Genomic DNA, 23,789 nt, shown 5'->3' on the forward strand with positions numbered 1-23,789 from the left:
CGGCGCACCTTCGTGGCCATGGTCCTCTCGGTCGCCGCGACGGGATGCGCGAGCGACGGCACCGATGGCGAACTGCTGGAGGTCGACTATGCGCGGCCGGTCTTCGACGAGGCGCATTTCGTTCCGGGTGTCCCCTCCGGAACCCTGCGCCGGAAGCACCGGCGGCAGGTCGTCGCCTATCTGACCGCCGAGCAGCCGGGGACGGTGGTGGTTGAGACCGGAGCGCGCTTCCTCTACCTCGTGCAGCCCGGCGGCCGCGCGATCCGCTACGGGATCGGCATCGGTCGCGAAGGCTTTCTGTGGAAGGGTCGGGCGACGGTGGGTGCGAAGCGCGCCTGGCCGACCTGGACGCCGCCCGCCGAGATGATCGCACGCGATCCGCGGCTGGGGGCCTTCGGCGGGGGAGCCGGAGGAATGAGCGGCGGCACCGACAATCCGCTCGGGGCGCGTGCCCTCTACCTCCACCGCGACGGTCGCGACACGCTCTACCGCATCCACGGCACGAACGACGCAGGGTCCCTCGGCTCGGAGGTCACCGCCGGCTGCGTCCGGATGCTGAACGTCGACGTGATCGATCTGTACGACCGCGTTCCGCAGGGTGCGACGGTCGTCGTCCTGTGACGGTCGTCCCCTGAGGCAGTTCTCCCGAAGGTGGGTACCGGTTTCGATCGGGAGACAGGTGCGGAGACAGGAACCTGAAGCGCGGAGCAAATCCGAAGGAGCGCACTGCGCTTTCGGGGCCGGTCATACTACTGGGCTTTACCTTCGACCCTCGCGCCGCCCCTCATCCGCCTGCCGGCACCTTCTCCCCGTAACACGGGGAGAAGAACGCTGTCACCGACGGCTTCGCCGGTCGCAAAGGTCGCCTACCTGGTGCCGATGTCGCGGCCGTGCCCCCTTCTCCCCGCTTGCGGGGAGAAGGTGCCGGCAGGCGGATGAGGGGCAGCGCCGTGGGTCAGTCGAAAAGACCGCTGGTATCAGATCTGGTAGCGCTGCCGGCGCGAGAGCCCCTTGCGGATCTGGTCGGCGACGTCCTGCGCCCATTCCGGCAGCTGCGTTCCCTTCCGCAGCAGATCCTCGACCGACTTCTCGATCTCGCGCAGGGCCGAGGTGAGCGCGAGCAGCCAGGCCATGAGTTTGACCGCTTCCTTCTTCTCCACGCGGGCGAACAGGTCCTGCAGCGCCTTGAGCAGGCGGGCATTGGCGCCGATCGAGGTGAGGTAGGCAATCATCTCCTCCGGCGTCAGCTTGAACTCCTCGGCACCCGCAGCCGCGAGCTGCCCGGACGCCCGGCGGGCATCGGCGGCATGCGCCGGGTTCTCGTATGCGCGCGGAAAGGGCCAGCCCGGTATCATCGCGGCGTTGAGGATCACGGCGGCCAGCATCTCGCGCGAGACAGCCTGATCCGGGCGGTTGCCCAGGGCCGCGATGGCGGAGAGGAACGCCTCTCTCGCGACGGCGGGCATGCTGCCGGCCGCGAGCGGTCCGGCGATCGCCGACGTGCGCATCGGATCGACACCCGCCCCGGAACCGGACGTCGCCGCGGCCGACAGGAGAGCCTCGGTCTCCGCGAGCGTCAGGATCCCCGGCGCCCGCTCCGGGCCGACCGTCGGCGGCGTCTGCTGCAGCCCGGCGCCTGCGCCCGCGAGGCTGCGCGGGGTCGCGACGTCCTCGGCCGCCCCGATCACCGGGGCCGCTCGTGCCGCGCCTGCGGAAGACGTGGCCGGGCTGGTGGCGCCGGCGCCCGGAAGCTCTGCCGCTCCCCGCGGGTCGGCGAGGAAGGCGGCGGCGCCCGGAAGGTGGGTGCCAACCGCCTGGCCGGACCTGCGCGGATCGGCGGCTACGGCACCGGGATCTGCGCCTGTGCCACGCGCCGTCGCATCTCCCGCCGCTCCGCCCGCGCCTGCGAGGCTCGCCGGTTGCAGGGCGGGCACTCGCGCGAGGTCTCGCGTCTGCGGTTGCCCGGGCGGTTCCGCGCTCCGCTGATCGGTGACGGCAGCCGCATTCGCCTGGACCGGCGAGGCGTCCGGCCTGTCGCCTGACGTGCCGTGCGGCCGGGTCAGTCCGGCGAGGGTGAGGGATGCGGCCGGTGTCATCCGCATGCGCTGGACCGTATCGGCCGGCGCAGCATCCGCGGGCCGTGCGTCCGCTGCAGCCCGCATGGCCGGCTCGAGCTGGTCGGGTACGACGTCGCTCGCGGAGCGGACCGGGGCAGCACCCGCCGCAGGAAAGGCGGAAAACGACGGAACCGGCCGCGGGACCGCGGCTTCGGCGGGCTGCGGACGTGCGGAGACTCCGCCCTCCGCCGGCCGCCGATCCGCAGCCCGCTCCGGCAAACCCGCCGCTGGCGCGTCCGGCGGGTTGCCGCCGCCGGTCGGAGCGGCTGCCGGCGCCGCATCGCCGAGAATGTCCTTGCTGAGCTGGGCAATCAGCGCGCCCTGCATCAGCCTGACATAGACGGCGCCGAAATCCCCGCCCACGCTCACCCCCCTCGCCGGACCTGGAGCGCGAGCTTGAAGCGCGCGGTCTCGTCCTGGATCGGCGCCGTGAGCTGCTCGATCCCCGCCTCGACGCGCGGCAGGAGTGCTGCCGCCGCCTCGAACTCGCCGCGCCGCATATGCGCCTCGAGGAGGTGGAAGAGCGGAACGGCCCAGTCGTCGCGCAAGCTGCTGGCGGTCGAGAACGCCACCATGGCGCTGTTGAAGTCCTCGCGGACCCGGGCGCAGATGCCGAGGCCCATCCAGTGGTCGGCGCGCTTGCCGTCGAGGGTGCACAGCGTCCGGAACAGCGCTTCCGACCGGTCGACGTGACCGGCATCGAAGAGCGCGAAGGCGCGTGCGTAGAGGTTCTCGATCAGCTGCGGCGAGAGGCCGAGGGCGGCGGCGGGCGCCGTGCCGGAGTCCAGCGCCTTCGCCAACCCTCCGAAGGCGCGTCCGCCGAGCGTATCGAACAGCGATTGCAGGACGCCGATGTCCTCGGGCCCGAGGCCGAACAGCCGCTGCAGCACGCCGGCCGATGCGTTGGCGGGTGGCGGGGGGCCATCCCCTGTTCCGTCGGGCGCCACGCCGGCCGCCTAGCCGCGACCGGACAGCGAGAGGATGCGCTCGGCACGCTCCCGCAGCCCGGCATCGTCGGGCAGGCGCGACAGCCGGATGGCGTCGGCGAGATCCTCGCGCGCCTCATCGGCCAGACCGAGCCCGAGACAGGCCCGGCCCGAGATGAAATAGCCCCGCGGATCCGTCGGCCGGCCCGCGATCACGGCCGCTCCTGCCTGCAGTGCCAGGTCGAAATGACCGAGCGCGATCGACGCGTCCGCCAGGCCGATCTGGAAGCCCGTATCGTCGGGCGAAAGCACCACGAGCAGGGAGTAGATCCGCTGCGCGCCGGCGAAATCACCCGCCATCATCTTCATGTGCCCGACATGCGCGAGCGCCCGCAGCTCGCTCGTCTGCAGCCCGTAGCTGTCGCGGAGCGCCTTTCCCAGCCGCTCCAGTTCCTTCGCCTCGCCGGTCGCCGCGTCCATGTGGTTCCTTCCTTTCCGTTATTCCGGCCACCGCCCTAGGGACGGAAGATGAATGCATCGGCCGCCGGAGCCGGCTGTCCGCGCAGGCCCGACGCCGTTCCGGCGAGGCCGGAACCGTCGAGATGCGCACCCTGCCACTCCATCTGTTCGATCATGTCCTCGATCGCCGATTTCAGCGCCACGCCGACCTGGCTGCGCGGCGCAGCGAGGCTGACGCGCGCCTGGAGGCGCAGCCGCAGGGCGTCCGGCTCGTCCGGGACCGCCTCGGCACCGGCACTCGTGCCGTTCGATGCCGCGAGCCCGAGCGCCGTGTGCAGCACGGCCGCGATCTGGCGCTCGCGCATCGCCGCGTCCGCGGCGAAACGCGGACCGTCGACGGTCTCGATCAGCACCGAGCGTCCGTTCGGCGAGACGCCGAGGCGCAGCCCGACCTGCCCCGCCCGCGTATCGACCGAGATCTCGTGGCGCCCGTCGGCGATCTCCTCGCGCAGCGGCGCAGGCTGGTCGAGGAGCACGTAGAGCGCGTCGAGCGCCTGCGCGAAGCTCGTTTCCATGACGGTTCCTCCGGCCCTTCGCCCGTCAGCCGCGCGTGATCGAGGACATGCGCTCGATCTCGGCGTTGCGGATCTCCTTCATGAACTGGATCACCGACTGGATGACCTGGGTCAGGTCCTCGGAGAACTTCTTCTCGATGTCCTGCTGGTTCAGCGAATCCTGCGAGCCCGCCTGCATTTCCTGGCTGTCGGCCTGAAGGTTGCTTGCGTCGGCCTGCTGCATCGCGCCGGCCTGCTGACCGCCGCTGCCGGCGATCGAACTGCCCGCGCCGGCGAAGGAGTTGATCGCCTGCTGCTGGGCCGTATGGATCGTGCTCGCCCTGTTCATCACGGCGTCGGATCCGAACTTCATGTTCGAGAACTTCGCCTGCATGCCGAGCGACATCGCCCCGCCCAGAATCTGCATGGCACCGCTGATGATACCGCCGACGAGCGAGGAGATCGCCGCGTCCTCCTGCTTGTCGGCCGCGTCGCGGCTCATCTGCGCGCCCTCGAGCATCTGGGTCTTCGCCGATTCCCGCGCGTTCGCGCGCTGCTCGACCGCGTTCTGGCGCTGCGAATTCATGAGCTCGATCAGCGCCGCGAACAGCGACGTGCGGTCGGAGGCCCCGGCGATGAAGTCCTTCAGCTTCGCTGCCAGCATCTCCGGCGTCACTCCCGGCGGCAGGGAGAAGCTCTCCGGACCGGTCACCGTCTTGCCGTTCGACTTGCCGTTGGTGCCGCCGATCAGCTCCTTCAGCATGTCCGGCGTGAACGTGATCCCCGTCATGCCGCCGGAGGTCGTCTTCGTGGTCTGCTTGGTCTCGCCGGTCTGGCCGGGGATGACGGTGGTCGTCGGCTGGCCGACATTCGTGGTGTTGATCGTGTTCATCGTTCGGTCCTGTCGGTTTGCCGCGCCTTCGTCCTCAGCCGGAGAAGCGCGTGCGCATGAGGCTGTCGGTGCGGTCGGTGATGCCCTGGATCGCGGAATCCAGGATCTGGTTCGAAATCTGGTTGGCGTTCATCAGCATCTCGAGCGCCTGGTCGATCAGGCTCTCCAGCGTCTTCTGGATGGCATCCATTTCCTGGCCCTCGGCCTCGAGGCGCTTGGCTTCGGCCTGCGCCTTCTGGCTGTCCGACACCAGCGTGGCCGTGACGATGCCGGTCGTCCCGCCGCCGATCTGGGAGACCGCATTGCCCACGGTCGAGACGGTCTTCATCGTGTTGATCGTCGAACTCGAGATCTGGGCCGTCCCCTGCAGCACCGAATTCATCGAACTCGCCTTGGAGCCGAGATTGATGGCGACGTGAGCCAGTGTGTTGCCGACGTTCGAAGCGGTCTGGCTTCCGGTGTTGATGGCGGTCGTCAGCGCCGCGCTGGCGATCTTGCCGATGGCCTTGGCCACCGCGCTCAGGAGAGCGGGGCCGAGCGTCACCGCGATCGTCGCCACCGACAGCGCGATCGTCAGGCCGGACATCACCTTGCCGAAGACCTCGTCGGCCTTGGCGATCTCCTCGTCGCTCTTGCCGAGCGACTTCGCCACCAGGCCCGCGATCCCGAGCCCTCCGCTCGCGTCCTTCGCAACGGAATCGGCGAACTGGATCGTCATCGCGATCGCGCCGGCGATGAGAAGGGCCGCGACGCCGACGCCCACGCCCGTCGCCATCATCACGCCGGCCGCGATGTAGGTGAAGAGCAGCGCGATCGCCTGGAAGATCTTGGCGAAGATCGCCGCGATACCCGACTTGCGGTCGTTGGCGACCGCTTCCTCGATCTTCTCCTTGCGTTCCTCCAGCTTCGACTGCTGCTCCTGCTGCGAGGTACGGATCTTCTCCTGGTTGGACTTCACGCTTTCCAGACTCGTGTCCTCCCGCGTGTCGCTGAGGGCCGCCGACACCTGGGCGAGGACCAGCTCGACGTCGCCCGACCGCTTCGGCGCGAAGCCGGACGAGGCGAAGATCGAGGCAAAACTCTGCTTCATCGTCTTCGAGACGGTATTCATGACGTCCGGCGTGAGGCCGTTGACGCCGCTCACGCCCAGTCCCGTCAGGATCGTCTCGACGTCCTTCATCAGGGACGTCGTGAAGGTATCGGGGGTGATCGTCGGCGGGACGCTGGTCCCCTTGGGTACCGTCAGATCGGCCATGGACTCGTCCTCTCCGCTGCCGTGCAGGGTTCGTCTGGAGTTGCGTCAGCCCTTCGCGGGCATGTTCTTCAGCGCCCGCACCTCCGCGAGCCGCTGGTCGGCCACCGCGGCAGAGCCGGGCGAACCGTGTCCGCGGCGGGCCTCCTCGCGCGCCAGGTCGAAGCAGCCCTCGGCATTGTCGAGTTCGCCGACTGCCATCAGGCATTCGCCCAGCCGCAGGTAGCCTTCGGGATTGGTCGCATCCATCGTGATGTAGTTGGTGTAGAGCTGGGCGGCCGTCTCGAAGCGGCCTTCCATCTGATAGCTCGCAGCCAGCGCGTAGGCGCCGCGCTCCTCGCTCGGATCGAGCGTCATCAGCGTCGTGAGAACGGCCCGCGCCCGTACCGTGTCGCCCACCTGCAGGAGGTCGTACCCCTTCTCGTACAGCGCCTCGGTGTGCTTCTTGTCGAGCCCGAGGGCGGCCGCTGGCGTCGCGCCGGCGCGGATCGCGCGGTAGACAGCGTTGTCCTGGAGGCCGAGCTCGCGCATCACGGTATCGATGATCTCAGGTCCCTTCGTCGCCAGCATCTCGGGGTCGAGATGGCGCAGCGGGTGGTCGTCGAGGATGGACATCATGTTGTTCCCGAATGACTGAGCCGGAAGCTAGACCGGCTTCCCGGCCGGTGCGGTGTCGAAAGGCACAGGGCTTCGCCGATCCGCCCTCACGCCGCCGCGGCGACGGCACGCAGGCGGTTCCAGACACCCATCAGGTCCGACAGTTCGAACCGCTCCGCGCCGAGCGCGGTCCAGATCACCGCCTTGCCCTTGCGCGACAGGCCGACATGGATGGTCCGGTCGAGCCCCGGATCGTAGCCCGCCTGGCGCAGCAATGCGGGCAGCGCGGCGTAGCGCGGCGACCGCAGCTCACGCGAGAGGCTCATCACCGCCGGTCCGGTTCCCCCGGCAGGCGGCGTGAACGAAAGGGTGCCGGTCGTCTCGAACTCGAAGATGTAGGACCCGTCGCGCGCCGGCGCAGCCACGAGATTCATCGATTCCGCGAAGCGCTGGACGGTGGCGAGAATGGAATTGGGGAGGCTTGCCATGGGTTTTCCTGCCGGTTCGTCGATCAGTGCGACTGGGAATCGAAATAGGCCTCTTCCCGCGCCACCAGCCGCGTGGAGAGATCGAGGATCGCCCTGCTCTGCTGCTCGCGCGCGATCATCGAGGGCATCACCGAATCGGGCAGCGTCGAGTGGGTGTTGCGGATCGTGTTCACCGCCGTCACCGAGGTCGCCGGATCGTCGGTGTTCAGCCCGCTGATCAGCCGCTCCACGTCGCCGACGGAGACCGACGGGTTCGCTGCGAAATGCAGGAGGCGGCTCGCCATCTCCTTGCCGTCGGGCAGATCGGGCCGCGACCGGAGCTCCGGGTGCACCCGCAGGATCGTCTGGACCGCGATCTCCGATTCCGACAGGACGGTCTTCAGGCGCTTGAGCTTGGAGAGTTCGTCGAGGAGGCCGCCCAGGATCTGCCGCGTCTCGCCCACGGTCACGACGTCCGAATCGCCAGGCAGCCCCTCGAGTTCGCGCGCCGCCACCCTGGTGAAGGATTCGATGATCTCGTCGTAGGAGCCGGCGAGGTTGAAACCCTTCAGCTGGTCGAAGATCTGGCCGAGATTGAGATTCTCGCGCACGATCGTGCGATAGGCGTCGCGGATGCTGGACGGGTCGGCATCGAACACCTCCGACATGTCGTGCGACACCTGGCCGACCGCGAAGCCGGCCGTCACGTCCCTTGCGGTCTGTCCCTGGTGGAAGCGGCCGCGCGCCTGGTCGAGCACCGACAGGAAGGCATCGCTCGCGCCGAGCTGGACCATCTGCTTGCGAAGCTGCTCCAGCGCGGCGAACTGGTGGCTGGGATCCTTGTCGTATTTCGCCAGCGCCTTCAGGATGTCCTCGGCGGTCGGCCGGTTGGAGCCGCTGCCGCCACGGTCCGTCAGGCGCTGGAACTCGTCCATGCGGTCCTTGAGGTCGCGCAGGCGCTGGTCGCGCGGCTGGTCGGGCAGCTTGTCCTGATACTGGGCGATGCGGGACATTGCGTCGAGGCTGGTGCCGGCGCCCTTGCGCAGCTTGGTCTGCTCGAGCTTCGGCTTTTCCCGATGCGCCACCGCGCCGCCGAGTTCCTCCATCGCGTCCGAGATGTCGGACTGGTCGACGCCGCCCATGGACACGCGTTCCTGGGTGACCGACGACTGGCCGAGCATCCTCGTGCCGATCTCGGAAGCGGCGTTGTGCGTGGCGATCTGCGTGCGAACCATCTCGAGCGGGGCACGGGACGAGTTGATGTCCGACATGTTACCTCCTTGAAGACCAGGACCGTATGGGCGCAGCAGCGCCGTGGACCGGCTGCCGCACCGCGGCCGAACCGCGCCCGTCTGATCGTCCTGCACGAAGCTTCCACTGCCTGAAGGGTGACCCTTGTGTCTTTCGGCACACACGTGCGCGCCGCGGCAGGTCAAAAGTCGACGGGACGGAAAAAGGCGGCAGGGGACGGCGGGGAAGACCGGCGACGGTCGAGCGGGCGGCAGAAGGGGTCGTGGCTCCGTGGCCATGCCCCGTCAGCAGCGGATTTTCGGCTTAGCGCGGGACGCCCCGGCGGCGTTTCTAGGTCATGGACCTATGGAAGGCGGAACCGGGTTCGTTAAGTCTTCGTGAAGCGAAGGACTGCGCCCCCTGGCGGCGGAGACGTCGGTACGTCCGCCTTCTTGGCTGGAGGCGAACCGCAATCCGGGAAGCGGGCCTGCGGCACCTCGAGGGCGCGAGCAGGCGCCGGGTCCGGTGCTCGATGATGAGGAGTATGTCCTGTGGTCGACAACAGTCTTCCCGTGTCGGTTCCCCGACCCTCGACCGAGTTGCAGAACCTCGGCCGGACCGATCAGCCTCAGAACCAGTCCGGCGTCCAGGACGTCGAGGTCAACGTCCGCAGGGGCGTCGACAACCGCCAGAACGACGCCACGAACTTCGAGCAGTACCTGAATTCCAGCCAGACCATAACGGTGCTGACGAACCAGAAGAACGACAAACCGATCTTCGACCCCGTCCAGGACATCACGAACAATTCGGTCCTGCAGGGTTATGGCAACCCGGGCGAGAGTCAGCCGACCTAGCATGTCCGCGCCCTTCGCCATGCAGGATACCTACCCTGCCGTCGAGATGCCGCCCAGTCCCGCGGTGCTCGAGACGCATTTTCCAGGTGACGACCGGAAACCCTTCCCCCTGCCGCGCGCCGTGGAGGGGCTCAGCGAGGAGGCGCGCATCGTGCTGCGCGGCCACATGCGCCGCCGCAGCCTGGCCGCCAACACCATCGTCTACTTCCAGGACGACCCGGCCTCCACCTTCTACTTCATCGAGCGCGGCCATGTGCGCCTGACCCACATCATCGAGGACGGCTCGGTCGCGCTCTATGCCATCATTCCGGCCGGCGCGTCGTTCGGCGAGGCAGGGTCCTTCGATCCCGCCGGCTACTGCGACACCGCCACAACGATCGACGCGGCCGACCTGCTCGTCGTCGATATGAACTGGATCGACCGCGAAGGCCGCGTCTACGACGAGCTGCGCCGGCTGCTCACGCGCCTGATCTCCGCCCGCCACCGTGCCCACATCGAGGTCACGCGGGCCCTCTATCTCCCCAACCTGACCTCGCGGCTCGCGCTGGCGATCCTGCGGCTGCTCGATACGCTCGGCAACAGCCTGCGCTATCAGAACCGGATCGTGCCCGTGCTCGGGCCGGTGGTCACCCAGCGCGATCTGGGCGCCATGGCCCGCGGAACGCGTGAGAACGTGAACAAGATCCTGCGCGTGTGGATTTCGGAAGGAATCGTCGTCGTGGAGGATCGCCACATCATCCTCACCAACCGCGCCAAGCTGGAAAGCATCGCCTTCAAGGGCTAGGGTGATCCGCCCGACCGCAACGGAGTGAGCCTGCCGATGAGCCAAACGACACACCCCGCTGCCTCCGGCGGGGATACAGAGTCGAGCCGGGGACTCGAGTTCCTCGGCTTCACCGACCTCGAAGCCGAGCTTCTCGGCCCCGACGGACGCCGCACGGCGGAGGAAACCATTCGCGCGCTGGTCGTCCTGGAAGGCAGACTTGGAGAACTTCAGGCGGCTGGCCTGACGGCGGAGGACTTTCAGGCCGTCGTCGCCCTCAGGAAAGCCGTGAAGGCCGCGGGCCAGATCGTAGCTGCGCCGCGCGACACCCGGACCCGTTGAACCGAAGAGGACCCGCCCCATGGCCATCACCGCCGCAAACGGCATCGAGACCGCCACCGCCCAGAGCGCGACGCAGACCGGCGTGAGCATCGACAACACCGCCTATCGCCGGACGCAGGGCTTCGACCTCGCCTATTTCCAGGCGCAGCTGCAGGGCCAGGGCCAGAAGCTCGAAGACCAGCTCCGCGCCGTGCAGGCGAACGAGAACCTCTCGGACACCGAGCGCATGTTCGAGATGCAGATGCTGATGAACACCTGGTCGACCATCACCAACCTGCGCACCAACATGATGAAGTCGATCTCCGACACGCTGAAGACCGTCGTCCGCAACGTCGCCTGATCGCCGCCACGGCCCGCGCTCCGGCTGCCCGGAGCGCTGGCGGGCTTGGTATTCCTCGCCGGAGCGGGCCGCTTCGGCGCAGGGTCGTCTCGTCCGCCACGTGTTCCCCGCCGAAACGCCGCCGGACCTCCGGACGATGGACCGTTCGCGGCAGTCGTTGCTCGGTGCGGCAGTCGGCGGCCGGCGTCCCGGAGTCGGGCGCCGCGGCGCATTGTATTGCCCCAGGACATGTCTTCATCCTGCAGCGCGCGGAAGCGGTTGCGCCGACGCGACGGCGCGCCCGAGAACACGCCAGCGGTCGCGATCCGGGGCCGGCGTGTGCGGACGGAGGCGGTCGGGATCATGCCCCGTGCGGAGACCGGCCCGCGCCGGATCGCGCTCACGCTCCGGCGACGGCATCTCTGCGTCACCTTCTCTTCCGCAGACCGATCCGCGACGCGCGCACCGTCCCCGGTGCCATCGCCGTCGTTGGACATCCCGCGGCCAGCGCCGCGCGCCTCATACTACTGGGCTTTGCCTTCGACCCTCGCGCCGCCCCTCATCCGCCTGCCGGCACCTTCTCCCCGTAACACGGGGAGAAGAACGCCGTCACCGACGGCTTCGCCGGTCGCAAAGGTTGCCTACCTGGTGCCGATGTCGCGGCCGTGCCCCCTTCTCCCCGCTCGCGGGGAGAAGGTGCCGGCAGGCGGATGAGGGGCAGCGCCGAGGGTCAATCGAAAAGACCGCTGGTATCACTCGTCCCCGCTGCTCCCCGATGGCCGCTCCTGATGGCGGATGTAGAGATCGACGGTGGCGGCGGCGTCGTCGCCGAGCTCGTGCAGCGAGCGGGCGCGCAGGTAGGAACGCATGCGCTGGCGCTCGCTCAGCGTATTGCGGGCATAGCGCTCGATGGGGTCGATCCGGTCGAGCCGGGCGAGCACCTCCAGCGTCCGTTCGTAGTCCTTCCGCATGAAGGCGAGGATCGCCTGCGCCAGCACCACCTCGCGGCTGCCGTCTCCCGCCTCCGCCATCGCTTCGACCAGGATCTGCGCCCGATCGTTCATCTGGTGCTGCAGATAGATGTAGATCACGAGCAGGAGGAAATCGCGCTCGTCGCCTTCGACCGGCGAGACCCAGCGATTGGCGACCTGGTCGCTTCGGCGCGCCAGCGCTTTCTGGCCCGTGGCGCCGTCGGAAGGAGCGCTCTGACGCCCCCCGCCGGCGTCGGAAGTACTGGGGCTGTCGGAGCGGTCGGACATCGGCGCCGGTCAGCCCCGCAGCAGCAGCGCGAGGGCGGTGCGCACCTCGTCGTCGAGGACGATGTCCTCCTCGAGCACCGTCGCTGCGGCGGCGAAGGCCGTGCGGCGCACCTCGCCGGCGGCCGACTGCTCCAGGTCGCGAAACCGCTGCGCAAGGCTGCGCCGGATGTCGCTGACGCGCGCCGGCCGCAGCAGGTCCGGATCGAGCCGCTCCGGCTTCAGAAGATTTGGCAGCCGTTCGTCGAGCGACGGTCGGTGCAGGATCTCGTCGAGCGCCCGCGTCTCCGGCAGGAACACCGGCGGCGCCTTCTTGTCCTTCGGCAGGTGCTGCTCGTCGTCGACGCGCCAGCGCGCGATCGTCTCGACGCCGACGTCGAGCGCCTGGATCCTCGGATGCCGGGGGACAGGCCCGGCACCGGGGCGGGCGGCCTTCATGATCGGGTTTCCTTCATGGCGCTCAGTTGATGCCCGCCGAGATTTCCGAGACGATCGACGTCATCTTCTGCATGACCTCCGTCGCCATGTCGAAATGCCGGTTGCGCTCGCGGCTGATGGCGTTGACCTGATCGGACAGGCTCTGCACGTCGCGGTCGAGCACGCGCACGGCCCCCGACAGCACGGTGCCGAACGTATCCCACTCCCCCTTCGTCAGCGACGTCTCGCTCAAAGGCGGACGTGTGACGCCGAGCTGCAGCTCCGAGGGATGCGGCGCCGCCGTCACGGAGGAATTGCTCAGGAACATCGACAGCACCTTCTCCTCCAGCGCCCGGGTGGCGCTGTCCGTATCGTAGACGAGCCCACCCTCCGGCGGATCGACGACACCGTCATCGGCCTTCGGCGGCGCCGGAATGGCCGCCGACGTCCGGTTCACGAGCTGCTGCATCACCGAATAATTGGCGAGAAGCGCATTGCGTACGCGGATCTCCTCGGTCCGCGCCTGCATCTCCGCCTCGCCTTGGTAGTTCGCCAGCACCTGGAACGTGAAGGTCATCCCGGCCACGTCCAGGATCTTGCCGTTGAAGCGCCCCGTCGAAACCACTTCGGCGGTCGCGCGGGCCACGTCGAGCATCCGCGCCGACGACTGGACGAAGATTTCATAGGCACCGCGCAGCCCTGCCCTGTTGTCGGTGCTCATGAAGCCCGTGGTCGCGGTTTCCGGCGCCGTGAAGCCGCGCAGAGCGGCGCCATATCGTTCCAGGCGTTCGTATTGCGCCGCGAGCTGGGCCCGAAGGTCTTCGATCGTCGCCGGATTGAACACGCCCATCCGGTCGAGATTGGCGAGCGCGAGATCGATCTGGTCGAGGATCAGCTGCGCCGGATTCGTCGGCTGCTCGGGATCGTCGGAAGGCGGGAGCGCGGGCGAGTTCGTGATCAGGTCGCGCAGCGCCTGCAGCGTCGCCGACATCGCGGCACGCGCCTGCGTCACCGTCTCCCCGACCGAGGGCCGCAGTCCGAAGGGGCCGGCCAGCAGGCCGCCGAACGCGGGATGCGAGGCGACGAGCCGCTGGTCGTCGAGCGACATGCGCTGCAGCCGGTCGGGCAGGAGATCGTTGAGGATCGTCACGCCGAGCTTCTCGCCGGGGACGGCTCCGTTCAGTCCCGACGTCAGCAGCACGTGCATCGTCTCGCCGCCGTCCGAGCCGTAGGGCAGAGAGACGGCGAGCGTCGAGATGCTGTTGCCGCCATCCGTCACCGAGAGCGTGCTGGCCCCCGCCCCCTGATAGGCCTTCAGCCATTCGAGCTGGTGCGCCGTGTGCCAGTATCGGAAACCGGACGGGAGGTGGGTCGCGGTGGCGGGGTCGCCGAAGTCGTTCGGCCGTCCGGTGAGGAGCTTCGTTACCCCGTCGAAGGGCGAACTCGCCGAAAGCGTGCTCGCTTCCTCGCGCATGGCATCGTTGAGGATGCGACCGTCGATGTCGGGCGTCCTCAGATAGAGCGGGGTACCGGAGATCGCGGTCATACGACACCGCGCGCGATCGTGCCCAGGATGTCGTTCAGCCGCCGCAGCGTGTTGTTGACGAGATCGAAATGGCGGCCGGCCTGGCTGGTCGTCTGGCTGATGGCGTTCTGGCGGATCTGGTTCGACTGGTTGATGTTGGTGATGGCGTTGGTCAGCTGCGTGCCGAAATTGTCCCAGTCCACCTTGCGCTTCAGCGCGTCGTAGGTGTTCGGATTGTTGGCGAGATAGACGAAGGTGATACCGACGTTCTTGGCGTCGTTGTTCTCGAAATAGTTCTTCTCGACCCATTCGGGGAAGAAGTTCTGCGTTGCGTTCCAGTCGTCGTCGTTCTTGTCGCTCTTTTCGAGCCATCGCATGTATGTCTGGCTGAACATCCATTCGACGTTGAAGTTGTAGCGGTCATTGACCTCGCCGTTCCAATAGGACTGGAGCGCACCGAACTCGCTCTGATTGAAGACGCCTTCGGTGACGCCGAGGACCCCGCCGTGGAACGCGGCACGCTCCTCGTTGCTCGCGTTCTTGTCGGTGGCCGTCACGCGGGCATCGATCCAGGCGTTGATCTGGTTGACGATCGCCTGCCCTTCACCGGTATAGTCGTCCGGATCGACACGCTGGATCTGGTTGTATCTGTTGGCGAGAAACCGGAGGTAGTTGTTGATGGCCACCTGCCCGCCCTCGCCATAGGTCTCGATCAGGTCGTCCAGTTGCGAGATGCTCCTGAACCCGGGCGGGACGTTGGGATCGGTCGTCGACGGTTCGGTGATCCCGAAAGTCCCGAGGATGATGTCGTAGTAGAAGGAATAGGCGATCTGCTGGCCGTCGCCCGCCGGATTCTCGGTGAAGTTCAGGTCGAGCGTCTGGGTGTATTGCGACGGGCGCGTGGTGTTCGTCAGCACCTCGATCGGATGCGGCACGATCCCCACGCGTTTCTCGAACATGTTCGACACCCGCGGATCGATGTCGTCGTCCTGGATCTTGATCGCCGTCTTCTGGTCCGTGTCGGGGAAGCTTGCCGCGGTCTTCGAGATGATGCGCTGATATTCGGTGTAGTCCGACAGCATCGCGTTCTGCTGCTTGATCTCGGCCGTGTCCGAGTCCGCCCGGGCCCGGGCGCTGATCTCGTAGAGCGTCTGCGCTTCCACGATCATCCGCGGCATGTCCATGGTCGGGATGCCGAGCTTCGCCAGGCGCGCCAGCCGCGTGATCCTGTTGTCGTTGACCATGATGCGCCGTTCCTCGCGCATGAAGTCGTCATAGCCTTCCTTCAGCTTCTCCCAGTCCAGTCCCACCTTGTAGGCTTCGGCGACCCGCTGCGAATCGCTGCCGAGGCTGGCATAGCGGCTGAGCACGTCGTTGAACGCCTTCACCCGGTTCATCCGCGCCTGGATGGTCGACAGAGCGGTCTGCAGCGCCGCCGGCGAGAAGATCGAACTGGCGTTCAGCCGCTCGACGATGTTGTCGAGCTGGCTCGTGAAGACGCTGGCATCGTCGCCCGGCAGGGCCGGAACCTCGCTGCGCAGCGCGGCCACCAGCGACAGCAGGCTCGACTTGTCGGTGCTGAGCCCGAGCGCGGCGGCGACCTGAACATAGGCATCGGTCTGCGCCAGGAAGCGCTGGTCGAGCTGGGACAGCTTCGAGATGTCGCCGAGCGACAGCGTTGCGACGGTGACGACGCTCATGCCGTCGGCCGAAACCATGTAGCTCAGCCTGTCGACGCCGACGAGGAGTTCGAGCACCTTCGTCGTCCGCGGGGCGCCGCTGTCGGGATCGGTCGCGGTCAGGGCCTCGCCATTGGCCTTGATGTACTCCAGCTGGTGCGCGGAATGGGCCGTCAGGAAGGTCGACAGGAAGGCCGCGTCGGTGGTCGCCAGGCCGGTCAGCGGATTATCGGGCAGCTTCCGCGTGTCGCCGTCGAGGAACATCAGCTCGTAGAGCTCGCCCGCCTCCCGGGTCCGGATCAGTTCTCCCGGCGCGTCGTTGACCGTGTCGTAGGGATCGCGCGCATTCGCATTGCGCAGATAGGGCTGAAGCTGTGGCACCGTCACATAGCGGTCGACCGCACGGATCCGGCCCCGCTGGGCCGGCGTCAGGGCGTCGAACTGCGCGGAGCTCAGCGCGCTCGCTTCCCGGACAGCCCCGCCGGACTCCACGATGAACACGGCCGGCGTGCCGCTGCCGTCGGGAACCGCAAGTCCGTAGATGGGCAGGCCGGCTTCGTCGATCCCGAGCGTCACCTGGAACGTCTTGACGAGGTTGGTATCGGCGCGAAGCTGCGCGGCGGTCGGCCATCCGGTGAACACGCCGCTCGCGAAGACGCGGTCACGATCGGCCTGCAGCATGGAGGTCGCGCTGATCTGCGACAGCGACAGCGCCAGGATGTCGATCGCCCCGGTTCCGGCCGCGCTGGATATGTAGAAGCTGCGCGAGATGCCGTCGGAAATCTCGATCCCCCGCACCGCCGAACCGTCGGACAGGGTGCCGACGACGTTGCCGGCGACCTCGATGTGGCGCGCCTTCACCGAGGACGGCGCCGCCACGAATTCCGCCAGCGTCGGCCTCGGCACATAGCCGCCCGATGCGAGCACGAGCGACTGGGCCGTCTCCGACAGCTGGTAGAAGCTCGCGAAGGTGAGCGCCCCCGTGTCGATGATTCCGGTGTTGCTGACATTGGCGATCAGCAGCCGGTCGACCGTGCCGTCCGTGACGATGAGCCCGCTTCGCGTCGTGCCATCGGGCGCGACGAAACGCAGGGTGCCGGCGGTCGCAACGAACAGAAGCTTGTCGGCAAGCCCGAGCGCATTGAAGTCGGCGAGACTCGGCCGGTAGGTGCCGGTCGCCACCACCAGGGCCTGGTCGATCGCCGAGAGCGCCAGGAAACCGGAGGGCGTGAGCGTGTCGAAGGCGATGAGGCTCGTGCCGCTCGCCGACAGGAGGGTGGTGACCCTCGTCCCGTCGGCGTCCGGCAGGACGACGCCGATCGCCTTGCGACCGTCCGGCAGCGTCGCGAGCGTCTGCCCGTTGGCCGCCAGCCAGTCGAGACGCACCTGGAGCGGCACCGCGGGGTCCGACAGTTCGCCGGCCCTGACGGGATCGGGAACGCCGCCCGCCAGTACCCGGATCGCCGCCCGCTCGTCCGACGTCAGGTCGGGCACGCCGAGCGTCACCGCGTGATATGCGCTGAACGTCACCTTCGCCGGATCGAGCAGGCGGTCGAGCGCAGACAGGATGTAGGTCTTCGCTCCGCGCGGACTTCCGAACGTCAAGCCCTCCACCGCGCCGGTCCCCCCGGCGGGAATTCCGAGCGACAGCGCGTTCGCCCGCAGAAACGCCAGTTGCTCCGCCGGCGACCAGCCGGCGAAGGCCTCGGCGCTGGGCAGGAAGGGCAGCGCGCCGCTCGCCATCGCGAGAGCCGCATCCCCGGCAGGCAGTGCCTGGAAAGCCGCCGCAGTAGGGGCGGCGCCGCTGACGTCGAGGACCCCGGTCGCAGTCCGAACGAAGCCGCTGGACGTGCCGCCGTCGCGCAGCAGCAGGCCGATGACGTCCGAGCCGTCGAGCGTCCTGCCCAGGACCACGCCGAACAGGTCGAGATGGCGCGCCTGCGCCTCCGGCGTCAGGGCACGGAACTCCGCCGCGGAGGGATTGAGCTTCAGAAGGCCGGTCGCCAGGACGCGCGCCCGGTCGTCGGCACTCAGCGCATGGAAGCTGCCGGTCCGCAGCGCCCCGACGTCGATGACGCCGCCCGCGGCACTTTCGATGAAGGCGGTCTGCCCTCCGTCCGGAACGAGTACGCCACGCACCGGCACGCCGCCCGCCGAGCCGAGCGTCGACCCGAAATCGCGCACGTACTCGATCTGCTGCGCCGTCGTCAGCCCGCGCATCTCGTAGGCGGTCGGCCGGAGCAGCAGCCCGCCCGACGCGCGGGCGAGCGCGCGGTCGTTTGCCGACAGGGCGAAGTAGCCGGCCACCGTCAGGCGGCCGAGGTCGATGGTGCGCGTCGACGCCGTGTCGAGGATGAAGATCCGCTGGCCGCCCGATTCGGCGAAGATCAGGCCCTGTGGCGCCGGAACCGAACTGCCGATCGGTCCGCCGTTCGCCAGCAGATAGGCTACCCGGAACGCGTCCGTCTGCGCGGCAAAGTCGTCGGCGAAGGGCAGAACCGAAGCGGCGCCCGTGGAAAGCGCAAGCTGGCGGTCGCTTCCGCCGAGCCGCTCGTAGGCGGTCTGCGTCAGCTGGTCGACGGCCAGAACCGTCCGGTTGTCGGTGGCGAGGATGAAGGTGCGGGTGGCGCCCCCGTCGGCGAACTGCCGCCCGTAGGCGCCGCGGCCGTCGGCGGTGGTACCCAGCTGGACGCCCGCAGCCCGGAGATACTCGGCCTGGAAATCGGCGCTCGCGGCCAGAAACTGCGACAGCGAGACCACCGCGAGCGGCGTCGGCGGGGCACCCGAAAACAGCGGATTGAGAGGGGACGGAACGAAGCTTCCGCCGATTGCACCGGCCACTGCGGTCGTCACGACATCGTCTCCCTTCTGGCGTCCGGCATTCCGGATCGCGTCGTCATCTTCCGGCGCCTCAGAGGTTCAGCCGCATCCGCGAGCCGGCCGGCCGCGGTGGGGTGTCGCCGCCACGGTCCGCGACCGGGGCCGAAGGAGGGAGCGGAGCGGCCGCACGCAGAGCCGCTTCGGCACCCGCCCCTCCGGGGATCTGCGCCCGCGTCGCCGGCTGGCTCTGCGGGTGCCCCGCGTGCGCGCCACCCGCGGCCACCACGGCGAGCCTCGCCTCGATGTGCCGCGACGCGACGTCGAACCTGTGGACGAAATCGTCCATGTCGACGCAGTACAGAAGGTTCTCGATGCGGCCGAGGGTCTCGGCATCCTCGCGGATGAACGGATGCGCCAGCAGGTCCCGCAGCGCCTGCTCCATCTGGCGATAGGCGTCGTTCATCCGGGCCGTCTCGAAATCGGAGCCGCGTTCGAGCCGCTCGGCGGGTCCCTCGTTCGATGTGCGGGCGTCCGCGCGCGGCACAGGGCGGCCGAGCACCCGGCGCATCACCGCGGGATCGAAAGGCGAGAAGCTCATGCGGTGCCGCCGATCGCGAACCGGACGCGACCCTTCGACTTGTCCTGCCCTCCGGTCGAGGCCTCTATACCGTTGGCGAGGTTGTTCAGCGCCTCCTGCAGGGAGGTGAAGATCGCGGAGAAGGCGAGGCTCACCTTGGTCTTGCGGACCTCGCCGAGATCATTCGTCTCGTTGCGGATCGCGTTCTTGATGGCGCTGTCGGCGATGAGCGCGTCCCGTGCCTTGTCGAGAAGGTCCGAAAGCTGCCGGATGGTGCCGAGATTTCCTTCCTTGAGAGCGAGGAGCTCGGCCGCGAGCCCCCCTTCGAGACTGCCGGACCCGGTCGAGAGGCGTGCGATGAAGACGCCGATCACCGCCAGCGACGCGTTGAAATTGCCGAGCGCGACCTCGAGCTGCCCGGGTATCGACTTTTCGTAGCTGTCGGCCGCGTCGTAGCGGCCCTTCATCACCGTTTCGACGTCGACCGCATCCTGAAGGATGCGTTCCAGCCGCGCCTTCTCCGGCGCGACCACGGTCCTGAGCGTCTCCTCCCAGGTAGCGATGTTGCCCTTGTTCGTCTCGATCGTCGTGGACTTGGAGGAAGCCTCGGATTCCAATGCGGCGATGGCCTCGACCGCGTCGTCGATGATCCCGATCTTCTCTCTCTCGAGACCTTCCAGCCGGCCAATCTCGGTCAGGACGCCGGCATAGTTGTTCTGCGTCCTGATGGCCTGCTTCTTGGCGGCATCGGGTTCGGCGTTGACGAGGGCCTCGATGCGGGTCTTCTCGTTGCGCTGGGTCGCAAGGTCGTAGCGGATCGTCCCCGGCGCCGGATTGATCGCCGATCCGAGCTGCGTCTCGGCCGCGATCTTCTTCTGGCGCTCCTCCGGCAGGAGCGTGGTGTTGATCGTGTCCACGCGCTGCTGCAGCGTCACGTTCTCCGCTTTGGTGTCGGTGATCTGCTTGACCAGCGGATCGTGGACGTCGTTCAGGTACGTGTTGAGCTGGCCTCTCGCCGCCCCGGTCACGAGGCTCGCCTGGTCGTAGTTCTGCTTGGCCGCCTCCGTGCGGGCCTTCGCCGGCTCCGTGTCCGCTTCCAGGAAGACCGCGCGCGCGAGGTTCTCCTCGAGCGACTTCAGCACGGCGAGCGCGTCTCCGAGCGCGGTGGTGCGGCGCTCGGCATTGGCGAAGAGCTCGTTCGTCTTCAGATCGCTGCGCAGGTCGTCGAGCAATTGGCGGACGAGAACCAGATCCGCCTCCGTCACGCCGCTGCCGCGCGGTCGGGTGAGCCCGAGCGTCGCCGCCGAGAGGCCGCGGCTGCCGGTCGTGGTCGACTGGTCCGCCACGATCTGCTGCAGGCCGACGATGCCGGACGACGGGGTCTGCGTCCCCTGCACGGGCGTGCCCGTAGGGGTGGGCGGCACTTCCTGATAAAGAAGCGACTGGATGGAAACGGGCGCGTTGACGATCTCGGTCATGGCCTTGCTCCTCTCGGTCGAAGCGCACGGTGCCCATGGCGTTCATGCTTCGGGAACCGCGCGGCCGCGTCGACTGCACGCCGGGACTGTCCCGGTTCACCCGGACACTAGGATGGGGCTGCGGCCTCCGTCTGTATCAGGCGGCACGTTTTCGCGGAGCCGGCGGCGCTTCAGACCCTGACGAGGACGACGTCGTTCCAGCGGTCCGGGGCCATGGCCGGCATCCGCGCGTTCTCCCGCAGCGCCTCCAGATCGTCGGTCCCCACCGTCTGCCAGTAGGCGGCATGGTTCATGAAGTCGATGACCCGTCCGACGAGAGAGACCTCGTCGAGCGGCTTCACGGCGAGCGTCATGAGGAGAACCGGCCGGTCGTCCTCGGCATCGAGCGCCAGCCGTGCCGCGCCGGTCGCCTGGCCGTAGGCGTTGGCCTTCAGCATCTCCGTCATGATGTCGCGGCTCAGCCGGACCGAGACGTCGTGCAGCGGGGCGCGCAGGAGCAGCCGATCGTCGTCGACGACGCTGAACCGGACCTGCACGACATGTTCGATCTCGATGTCCACGGCATTCGCACGGGCCGAACCGGAATCCTGGCCGGTCCTGCGTCGAATGACCTCGAGCGCTTCAGCGCAACTCTCCAACGGATCACCCCTGCCCTGACGTCCACGGCCCCGCGTGCGATGGCCAGAAGGAGAATAGGCGGAGAGCCTCGCCGTTACAACTCGTAACGACCGCCACATTCAGCATCTGTTTACCACGCGGTTCCTTGCGGCAGAGCCCCGTGTGCGTCCCGCGTCATGGCTTGGGGGACGTGTGGGGACGGATGGAGCTCTGCCAGCGCAGTTGCTCGGTCAGCTGCTCGAGCTGGCCCGACCGGCGCGCGACGCGCGGCGTGATCAGCACGACGAGCTCCGACCGCTGCGTCGTGCCGTCGCGCTGCCGGAAGAGGTTTCCGACGACGGGGATCTTCCGCAGCACGGGGACGCCGTTCTCGACCAGGCTCGCGCGTTCCTGGATCAGGCCGCCGAGCAGCGCCGTCGCACCCGAATCGACGACGATCTGCGAATTGATCGACCGCTGGGAAATGACCGGATTGACGCCCTTGTCTGCGCCCGTGGCGACCGCGCGCGCGGCAGAAACCTCCTGCGAGATCAACAGCGAGACCGAATTGTCGGGCCGGATCTGCGGCGTGACCTCGAGAATCACGCCCGTGTCGCGCGTCTCCACCTCCTGCGTCACCGTGACGGACCCGCCCGAATTGGAGGTCTGCGACGCCTTCGTGAACGGAATCTGGTCGCCGACCGACAACCGTGCCGTCTGGTTGTTGGCCACTGTCAGATAGGGGGACGAGACGATCTTGACGTTCGTCACCGACTGCAGCGCCTCGAGGACGACTTCCACCTGGACGTTGCCCACCGCCCGGCTGAACACGCCCGTGAAGCCGGCACCGCCCGGATCGACCGCGCCGAGGAGTTCGGACGACCGCGCCGAGATGCCGGCGCCTTCGAGGAAGAACTGGACACCGAGCTTGAGCCGGTCGTTGATGTCGACCTCGAGGATCGTCGCCTCGATGACGACCTGTCCCTCGGGAATGTCGAGAGCCGCGACGACGTCCTTGATCCGCTTGAACTGCTTGTAGCTCGAGCGAATCAGCAGCGAGTTCGAGCGGGCGTTGGCCGTGATGGAGAGTGCCTCCGACCCCGGAACGAGGAGGGAGGCACCGTCCTGCGCGGACTGTCCCTCGGCTGCCTCGCTGCCTTCCGCACCGTCTGCGGCCACGGCACCTTCGGCGCTCGCATCGACGCCGGCGTTGGCGCGGTCCCTGGCTGCCGCCAGGATGTTGGACGTCGTCTGCGCCGTCTGCGCCGCCTCGGTGCTCGGGGCCTCTCCGCCGAACACCTTGACGAGCTGATCGGCCATTTCCTCGGCCTTGAGATGCGTCAGCTGGATGATCCGCAGCTCGGCGCGCTCGGTCAGGTCCGTGTCGAGCTCGCGGACCAGCCGCTTCACCTCGTCCATCGTCCGGACGCTGGCGGTGGAGACGAGGACGGCCTGGCGGTTGTCCAGCGGCACGATGCTCACGGCTGGCAGGCCCGGCGCCGAATAGGCCGCGAGAACCTGGGCCGCGACCTGCTCCGGCGGCGCCTCGTTCAGCGGGACGATGGCGATCCGCTGGTCGGTCATTCCGGTCGCCACGAGGGTGTCGAGGAGGCCCATGACCGAGCCGAAGTCGGCGGACCGGCCGCGGACGACGAGCGAGTTGGAGCTCTCGATCGCCGATACCGACGTTCCGGCGGGTACGAGCGCGGACAACACGCGCGCGAACTCCACCGCATTGCCGCGCTGCAGCTTGATGATTCGGGTCGTCGGATCGTCGAGCCGGCTCGCCTCGCTGTTGGCCTCGAGCAGTTCCAGCTCGTCGGGAGTGCCGATCTGGTAGACGTCGTTGATGCGGCGGATCGCGAGGTTGTAGCGCGCGAGGATGTCGCGCAGCACGAGGAGCACCTGGTCGACCGGGATCGGGCGTTCCGTCCTGAAGGTGACGTTGCCCGTGAGCCCGGGCGGGATGACGTAGTTGACGCGCAGCACGCCGCCGAGAACCTGGCGGATGACGCTCGGTAGCGGCTCGTCGTCGAACCGGAGCGTCACGCGCTCGCCTGCCGCAAACTGGCGGCCGCCCGGAGCGCCGCTAGCCCCCGGGAAGCCGGCGCCACCATCCCCGCGCGAGTCCCAGCCGCGCTCGTCTCCGCCCAGGACGGTCGGATCGCCGCCGAAGGATGCGCGGCCGTCATAAGGCGCATTGCGCCGCTCCCTCGCGGCCCGGTCCGTCGAGTTCACCGCGGACGTGTCGACGTAGCCGTCCTCGCCGCGGCGCGGCCCGACGAGCCGCGGGCCGTTCGCATTGCTGAACACGGTTTCTCGCTGGAAATCCTTGGACAGGAACTCGCCGGCGCTTTCGGGCTGACGTTCGTCGACGCCCTCGAAGATGCTCATGCAGCCGGAGAGGCAGGCGAGCAGAAGGAGGAGGATGCCGGTCCTGGCGATGCAACTCGTCCTCACGGCGAGGTCAGGACAGTGCATCTCGTTCCGCATTTCAATCCTGCCGCAATCGAACAATCCCAGCGTCGGCGTCCTCGGAGCCGACGCGAGAATACGAGAAGCTCTCAGACCAATCCCGTCATCGAGTGAATCCCCTGAATCGCTCTGCGTCGAGATATGCGCGTCGCCGCCGGACCCGCACTGTGTCGTCCGACACTCCATGCAGGGC

General features: G+C 68.1%; 22 protein-coding genes. 5 read left to right on the forward strand and 17 right to left on the reverse strand.

Features of this window, described 5'->3' with window-relative positions; translation table 11 throughout:
• Positions 1–18 precede the first annotated feature (18 nt).
• Positions 19–621, forward strand: coding sequence for a L,D-transpeptidase (locus IAI54_RS13680; protein ID WP_476726961.1), 603 nt, complete (start codon positions 19–21; stop codon positions 619–621).
• A gap of 356 nt (positions 622–977) precedes the next feature.
• On the opposite strand, the gene IAI54_RS13685 is transcribed toward IAI54_RS13680, so the two are convergent.
• The 9 genes from IAI54_RS13685 to IAI54_RS13725 all read right to left on the reverse strand — a co-directional run bounded on the left by IAI54_RS13685 (position 978) and on the right by IAI54_RS13725 (position 8,535).
• Complete coding sequence (locus IAI54_RS13685; protein ID WP_187972865.1) at positions 978–2,480, reverse strand: hypothetical protein; 1,503 nt, start codon at positions 2,478–2,480, stop codon at positions 978–980.
• Positions 2,481–2,482: 2 nt separating this feature from the next.
• On the reverse strand, positions 2,483–3,007 hold the full coding sequence (locus IAI54_RS13690) for a hypothetical protein (protein ID WP_210321250.1): 525 nt from the start codon (positions 3,005–3,007) through the stop codon (positions 2,483–2,485).
• Between the two features lie 66 nt (positions 3,008–3,073).
• Positions 3,074–3,523: a tetratricopeptide repeat protein gene (locus tag IAI54_RS13695; RefSeq protein ID WP_187972867.1), complete on the reverse strand. Its 450-nt coding sequence runs from the start codon at positions 3,521–3,523 to the stop codon at positions 3,074–3,076.
• A gap of 35 nt (positions 3,524–3,558) precedes the next feature.
• Positions 3,559–4,077, reverse strand: coding sequence for a hypothetical protein (locus IAI54_RS13700; protein WP_187972868.1), 519 nt, complete (start codon positions 4,075–4,077; stop codon positions 3,559–3,561).
• A gap of 25 nt (positions 4,078–4,102) precedes the next feature.
• Positions 4,103–4,948 (reverse strand): hypothetical protein, encoded by an 846-nt coding sequence (locus IAI54_RS13705; protein ID WP_187972869.1) that lies wholly within the window; start codon positions 4,946–4,948, stop codon positions 4,103–4,105.
• A 34-nt stretch (positions 4,949–4,982) separates the two neighbouring features.
• Positions 4,983–6,203 carry a type III secretion system translocon subunit SseC family protein gene (gene sctE / locus IAI54_RS13710; RefSeq protein WP_187972870.1) on the reverse strand — a complete coding sequence of 407 codons (1,221 nt, stop codon included), beginning with the start codon at positions 6,201–6,203 and terminating at the stop codon, positions 4,983–4,985.
• A gap of 45 nt (positions 6,204–6,248) precedes the next feature.
• On the reverse strand, positions 6,249–6,815 hold the full coding sequence (locus IAI54_RS13715) for a tetratricopeptide repeat protein (protein ID WP_210321251.1): 567 nt from the start codon (positions 6,813–6,815) through the stop codon (positions 6,249–6,251).
• Between the two features lie 89 nt (positions 6,816–6,904).
• The gene (locus tag IAI54_RS13720; RefSeq protein WP_187972872.1) at positions 6,905–7,285 is read right to left on the reverse strand and encodes a type III secretion system chaperone family protein; all 381 of its coding nucleotides are present in this window, start codon (positions 7,283–7,285) and stop codon (positions 6,905–6,907) included.
• A 23-nt stretch (positions 7,286–7,308) separates the two neighbouring features.
• Complete coding sequence (locus IAI54_RS13725; protein ID WP_187972873.1) at positions 7,309–8,535, reverse strand: HrpJ domain-containing protein; 1,227 nt, start codon at positions 8,533–8,535, stop codon at positions 7,309–7,311.
• A gap of 510 nt (positions 8,536–9,045) precedes the next feature.
• On the opposite strand from IAI54_RS13725, the gene IAI54_RS13730 reads away from it, so the two are divergent.
• From IAI54_RS13730 to IAI54_RS13745, 4 genes are read left to right on the forward strand one after another with little or no spacing between them, the layout of a single operon-like run.
• Complete coding sequence (locus IAI54_RS13730; protein ID WP_187972874.1) at positions 9,046–9,348, forward strand: hypothetical protein; 303 nt, start codon at positions 9,046–9,048, stop codon at positions 9,346–9,348.
• Between the two features lies 1 nt (position 9,349).
• On the forward strand, positions 9,350–10,132 hold the full coding sequence (locus tag IAI54_RS13735) for a Crp/Fnr family transcriptional regulator (RefSeq protein WP_187972875.1): 783 nt from the start codon (positions 9,350–9,352) through the stop codon (positions 10,130–10,132).
• Between the two features lie 36 nt (positions 10,133–10,168).
• On the forward strand, positions 10,169–10,453 hold the full coding sequence (locus IAI54_RS13740; RefSeq protein ID WP_187972876.1) for a hypothetical protein: 285 nt from the start codon (positions 10,169–10,171) through the stop codon (positions 10,451–10,453).
• A 19-nt stretch (positions 10,454–10,472) separates the two neighbouring features.
• Positions 10,473–10,793 carry an EscF/YscF/HrpA family type III secretion system needle major subunit gene (locus IAI54_RS13745; RefSeq protein ID WP_187972877.1) on the forward strand — a complete coding sequence of 107 codons (321 nt, stop codon included), beginning with the start codon at positions 10,473–10,475 and terminating at the stop codon, positions 10,791–10,793.
• A 731-nt stretch (positions 10,794–11,524) separates the two neighbouring features.
• Here the strand turns inward: IAI54_RS13745 and IAI54_RS13750 are convergent.
• The 8 genes from IAI54_RS13750 to gspD all read right to left on the reverse strand — a co-directional run bounded on the left by IAI54_RS13750 (position 11,525) and on the right by gspD (position 23,614).
• Positions 11,525–12,031, reverse strand: coding sequence for a hypothetical protein (locus IAI54_RS13750; RefSeq protein ID WP_187972878.1), 507 nt, complete (start codon positions 12,029–12,031; stop codon positions 11,525–11,527).
• A 9-nt stretch (positions 12,032–12,040) separates the two neighbouring features.
• Complete coding sequence (gene sctX / locus IAI54_RS13755) at positions 12,041–12,466, reverse strand: type III secretion apparatus assembly protein SctX (RefSeq protein ID WP_187972879.1); 426 nt, start codon at positions 12,464–12,466, stop codon at positions 12,041–12,043.
• 22 nt (positions 12,467–12,488) lie between these two features.
• On the reverse strand, positions 12,489–13,991 hold the full coding sequence (locus tag IAI54_RS13760; RefSeq protein WP_187972880.1) for a hypothetical protein: 1,503 nt from the start codon (positions 13,989–13,991) through the stop codon (positions 12,489–12,491).
• A complete protein-coding gene (locus IAI54_RS13765; protein WP_187972881.1) occupies positions 13,988–18,502 on the reverse strand; it encodes a hypothetical protein in 4,515 nt (1,504 codons plus the stop codon). Before IAI54_RS13765 ends, IAI54_RS13760 begins: the two co-directional genes overlap by 4 nt.
• A 58-nt stretch (positions 18,503–18,560) precedes the next feature.
• Complete coding sequence (locus IAI54_RS13770) at positions 18,561–19,067, reverse strand: hypothetical protein (protein WP_187972882.1); 507 nt, start codon at positions 19,065–19,067, stop codon at positions 18,561–18,563.
• The gene (locus IAI54_RS13775; RefSeq protein ID WP_187972883.1) at positions 19,064–20,524 is read right to left on the reverse strand and encodes a hypothetical protein; all 1,461 of its coding nucleotides are present in this window, start codon (positions 20,522–20,524) and stop codon (positions 19,064–19,066) included. Before IAI54_RS13775 ends, IAI54_RS13770 begins: the two co-directional genes overlap by 4 nt.
• 170 nt (positions 20,525–20,694) lie before the next feature.
• Complete coding sequence (locus tag IAI54_RS13780; RefSeq protein ID WP_235679355.1) at positions 20,695–21,084, reverse strand: type III secretion system chaperone; 390 nt, start codon at positions 21,082–21,084, stop codon at positions 20,695–20,697.
• Between the two features lie 232 nt (positions 21,085–21,316).
• Positions 21,317–23,614, reverse strand: coding sequence for a type II secretion system secretin GspD (gene gspD / locus IAI54_RS13785; protein ID WP_187972885.1), 2,298 nt, complete (start codon positions 23,612–23,614; stop codon positions 21,317–21,319).
• Positions 23,615–23,789 lie beyond the last annotated feature (175 nt).

Origin of the sequence: Aquibium microcysteis, from assembly GCF_014495845.1 — a bacterium.
Taxonomy (GTDB): domain Bacteria; phylum Pseudomonadota; class Alphaproteobacteria; order Rhizobiales; family Rhizobiaceae; genus Aquibium; species Aquibium microcysteis.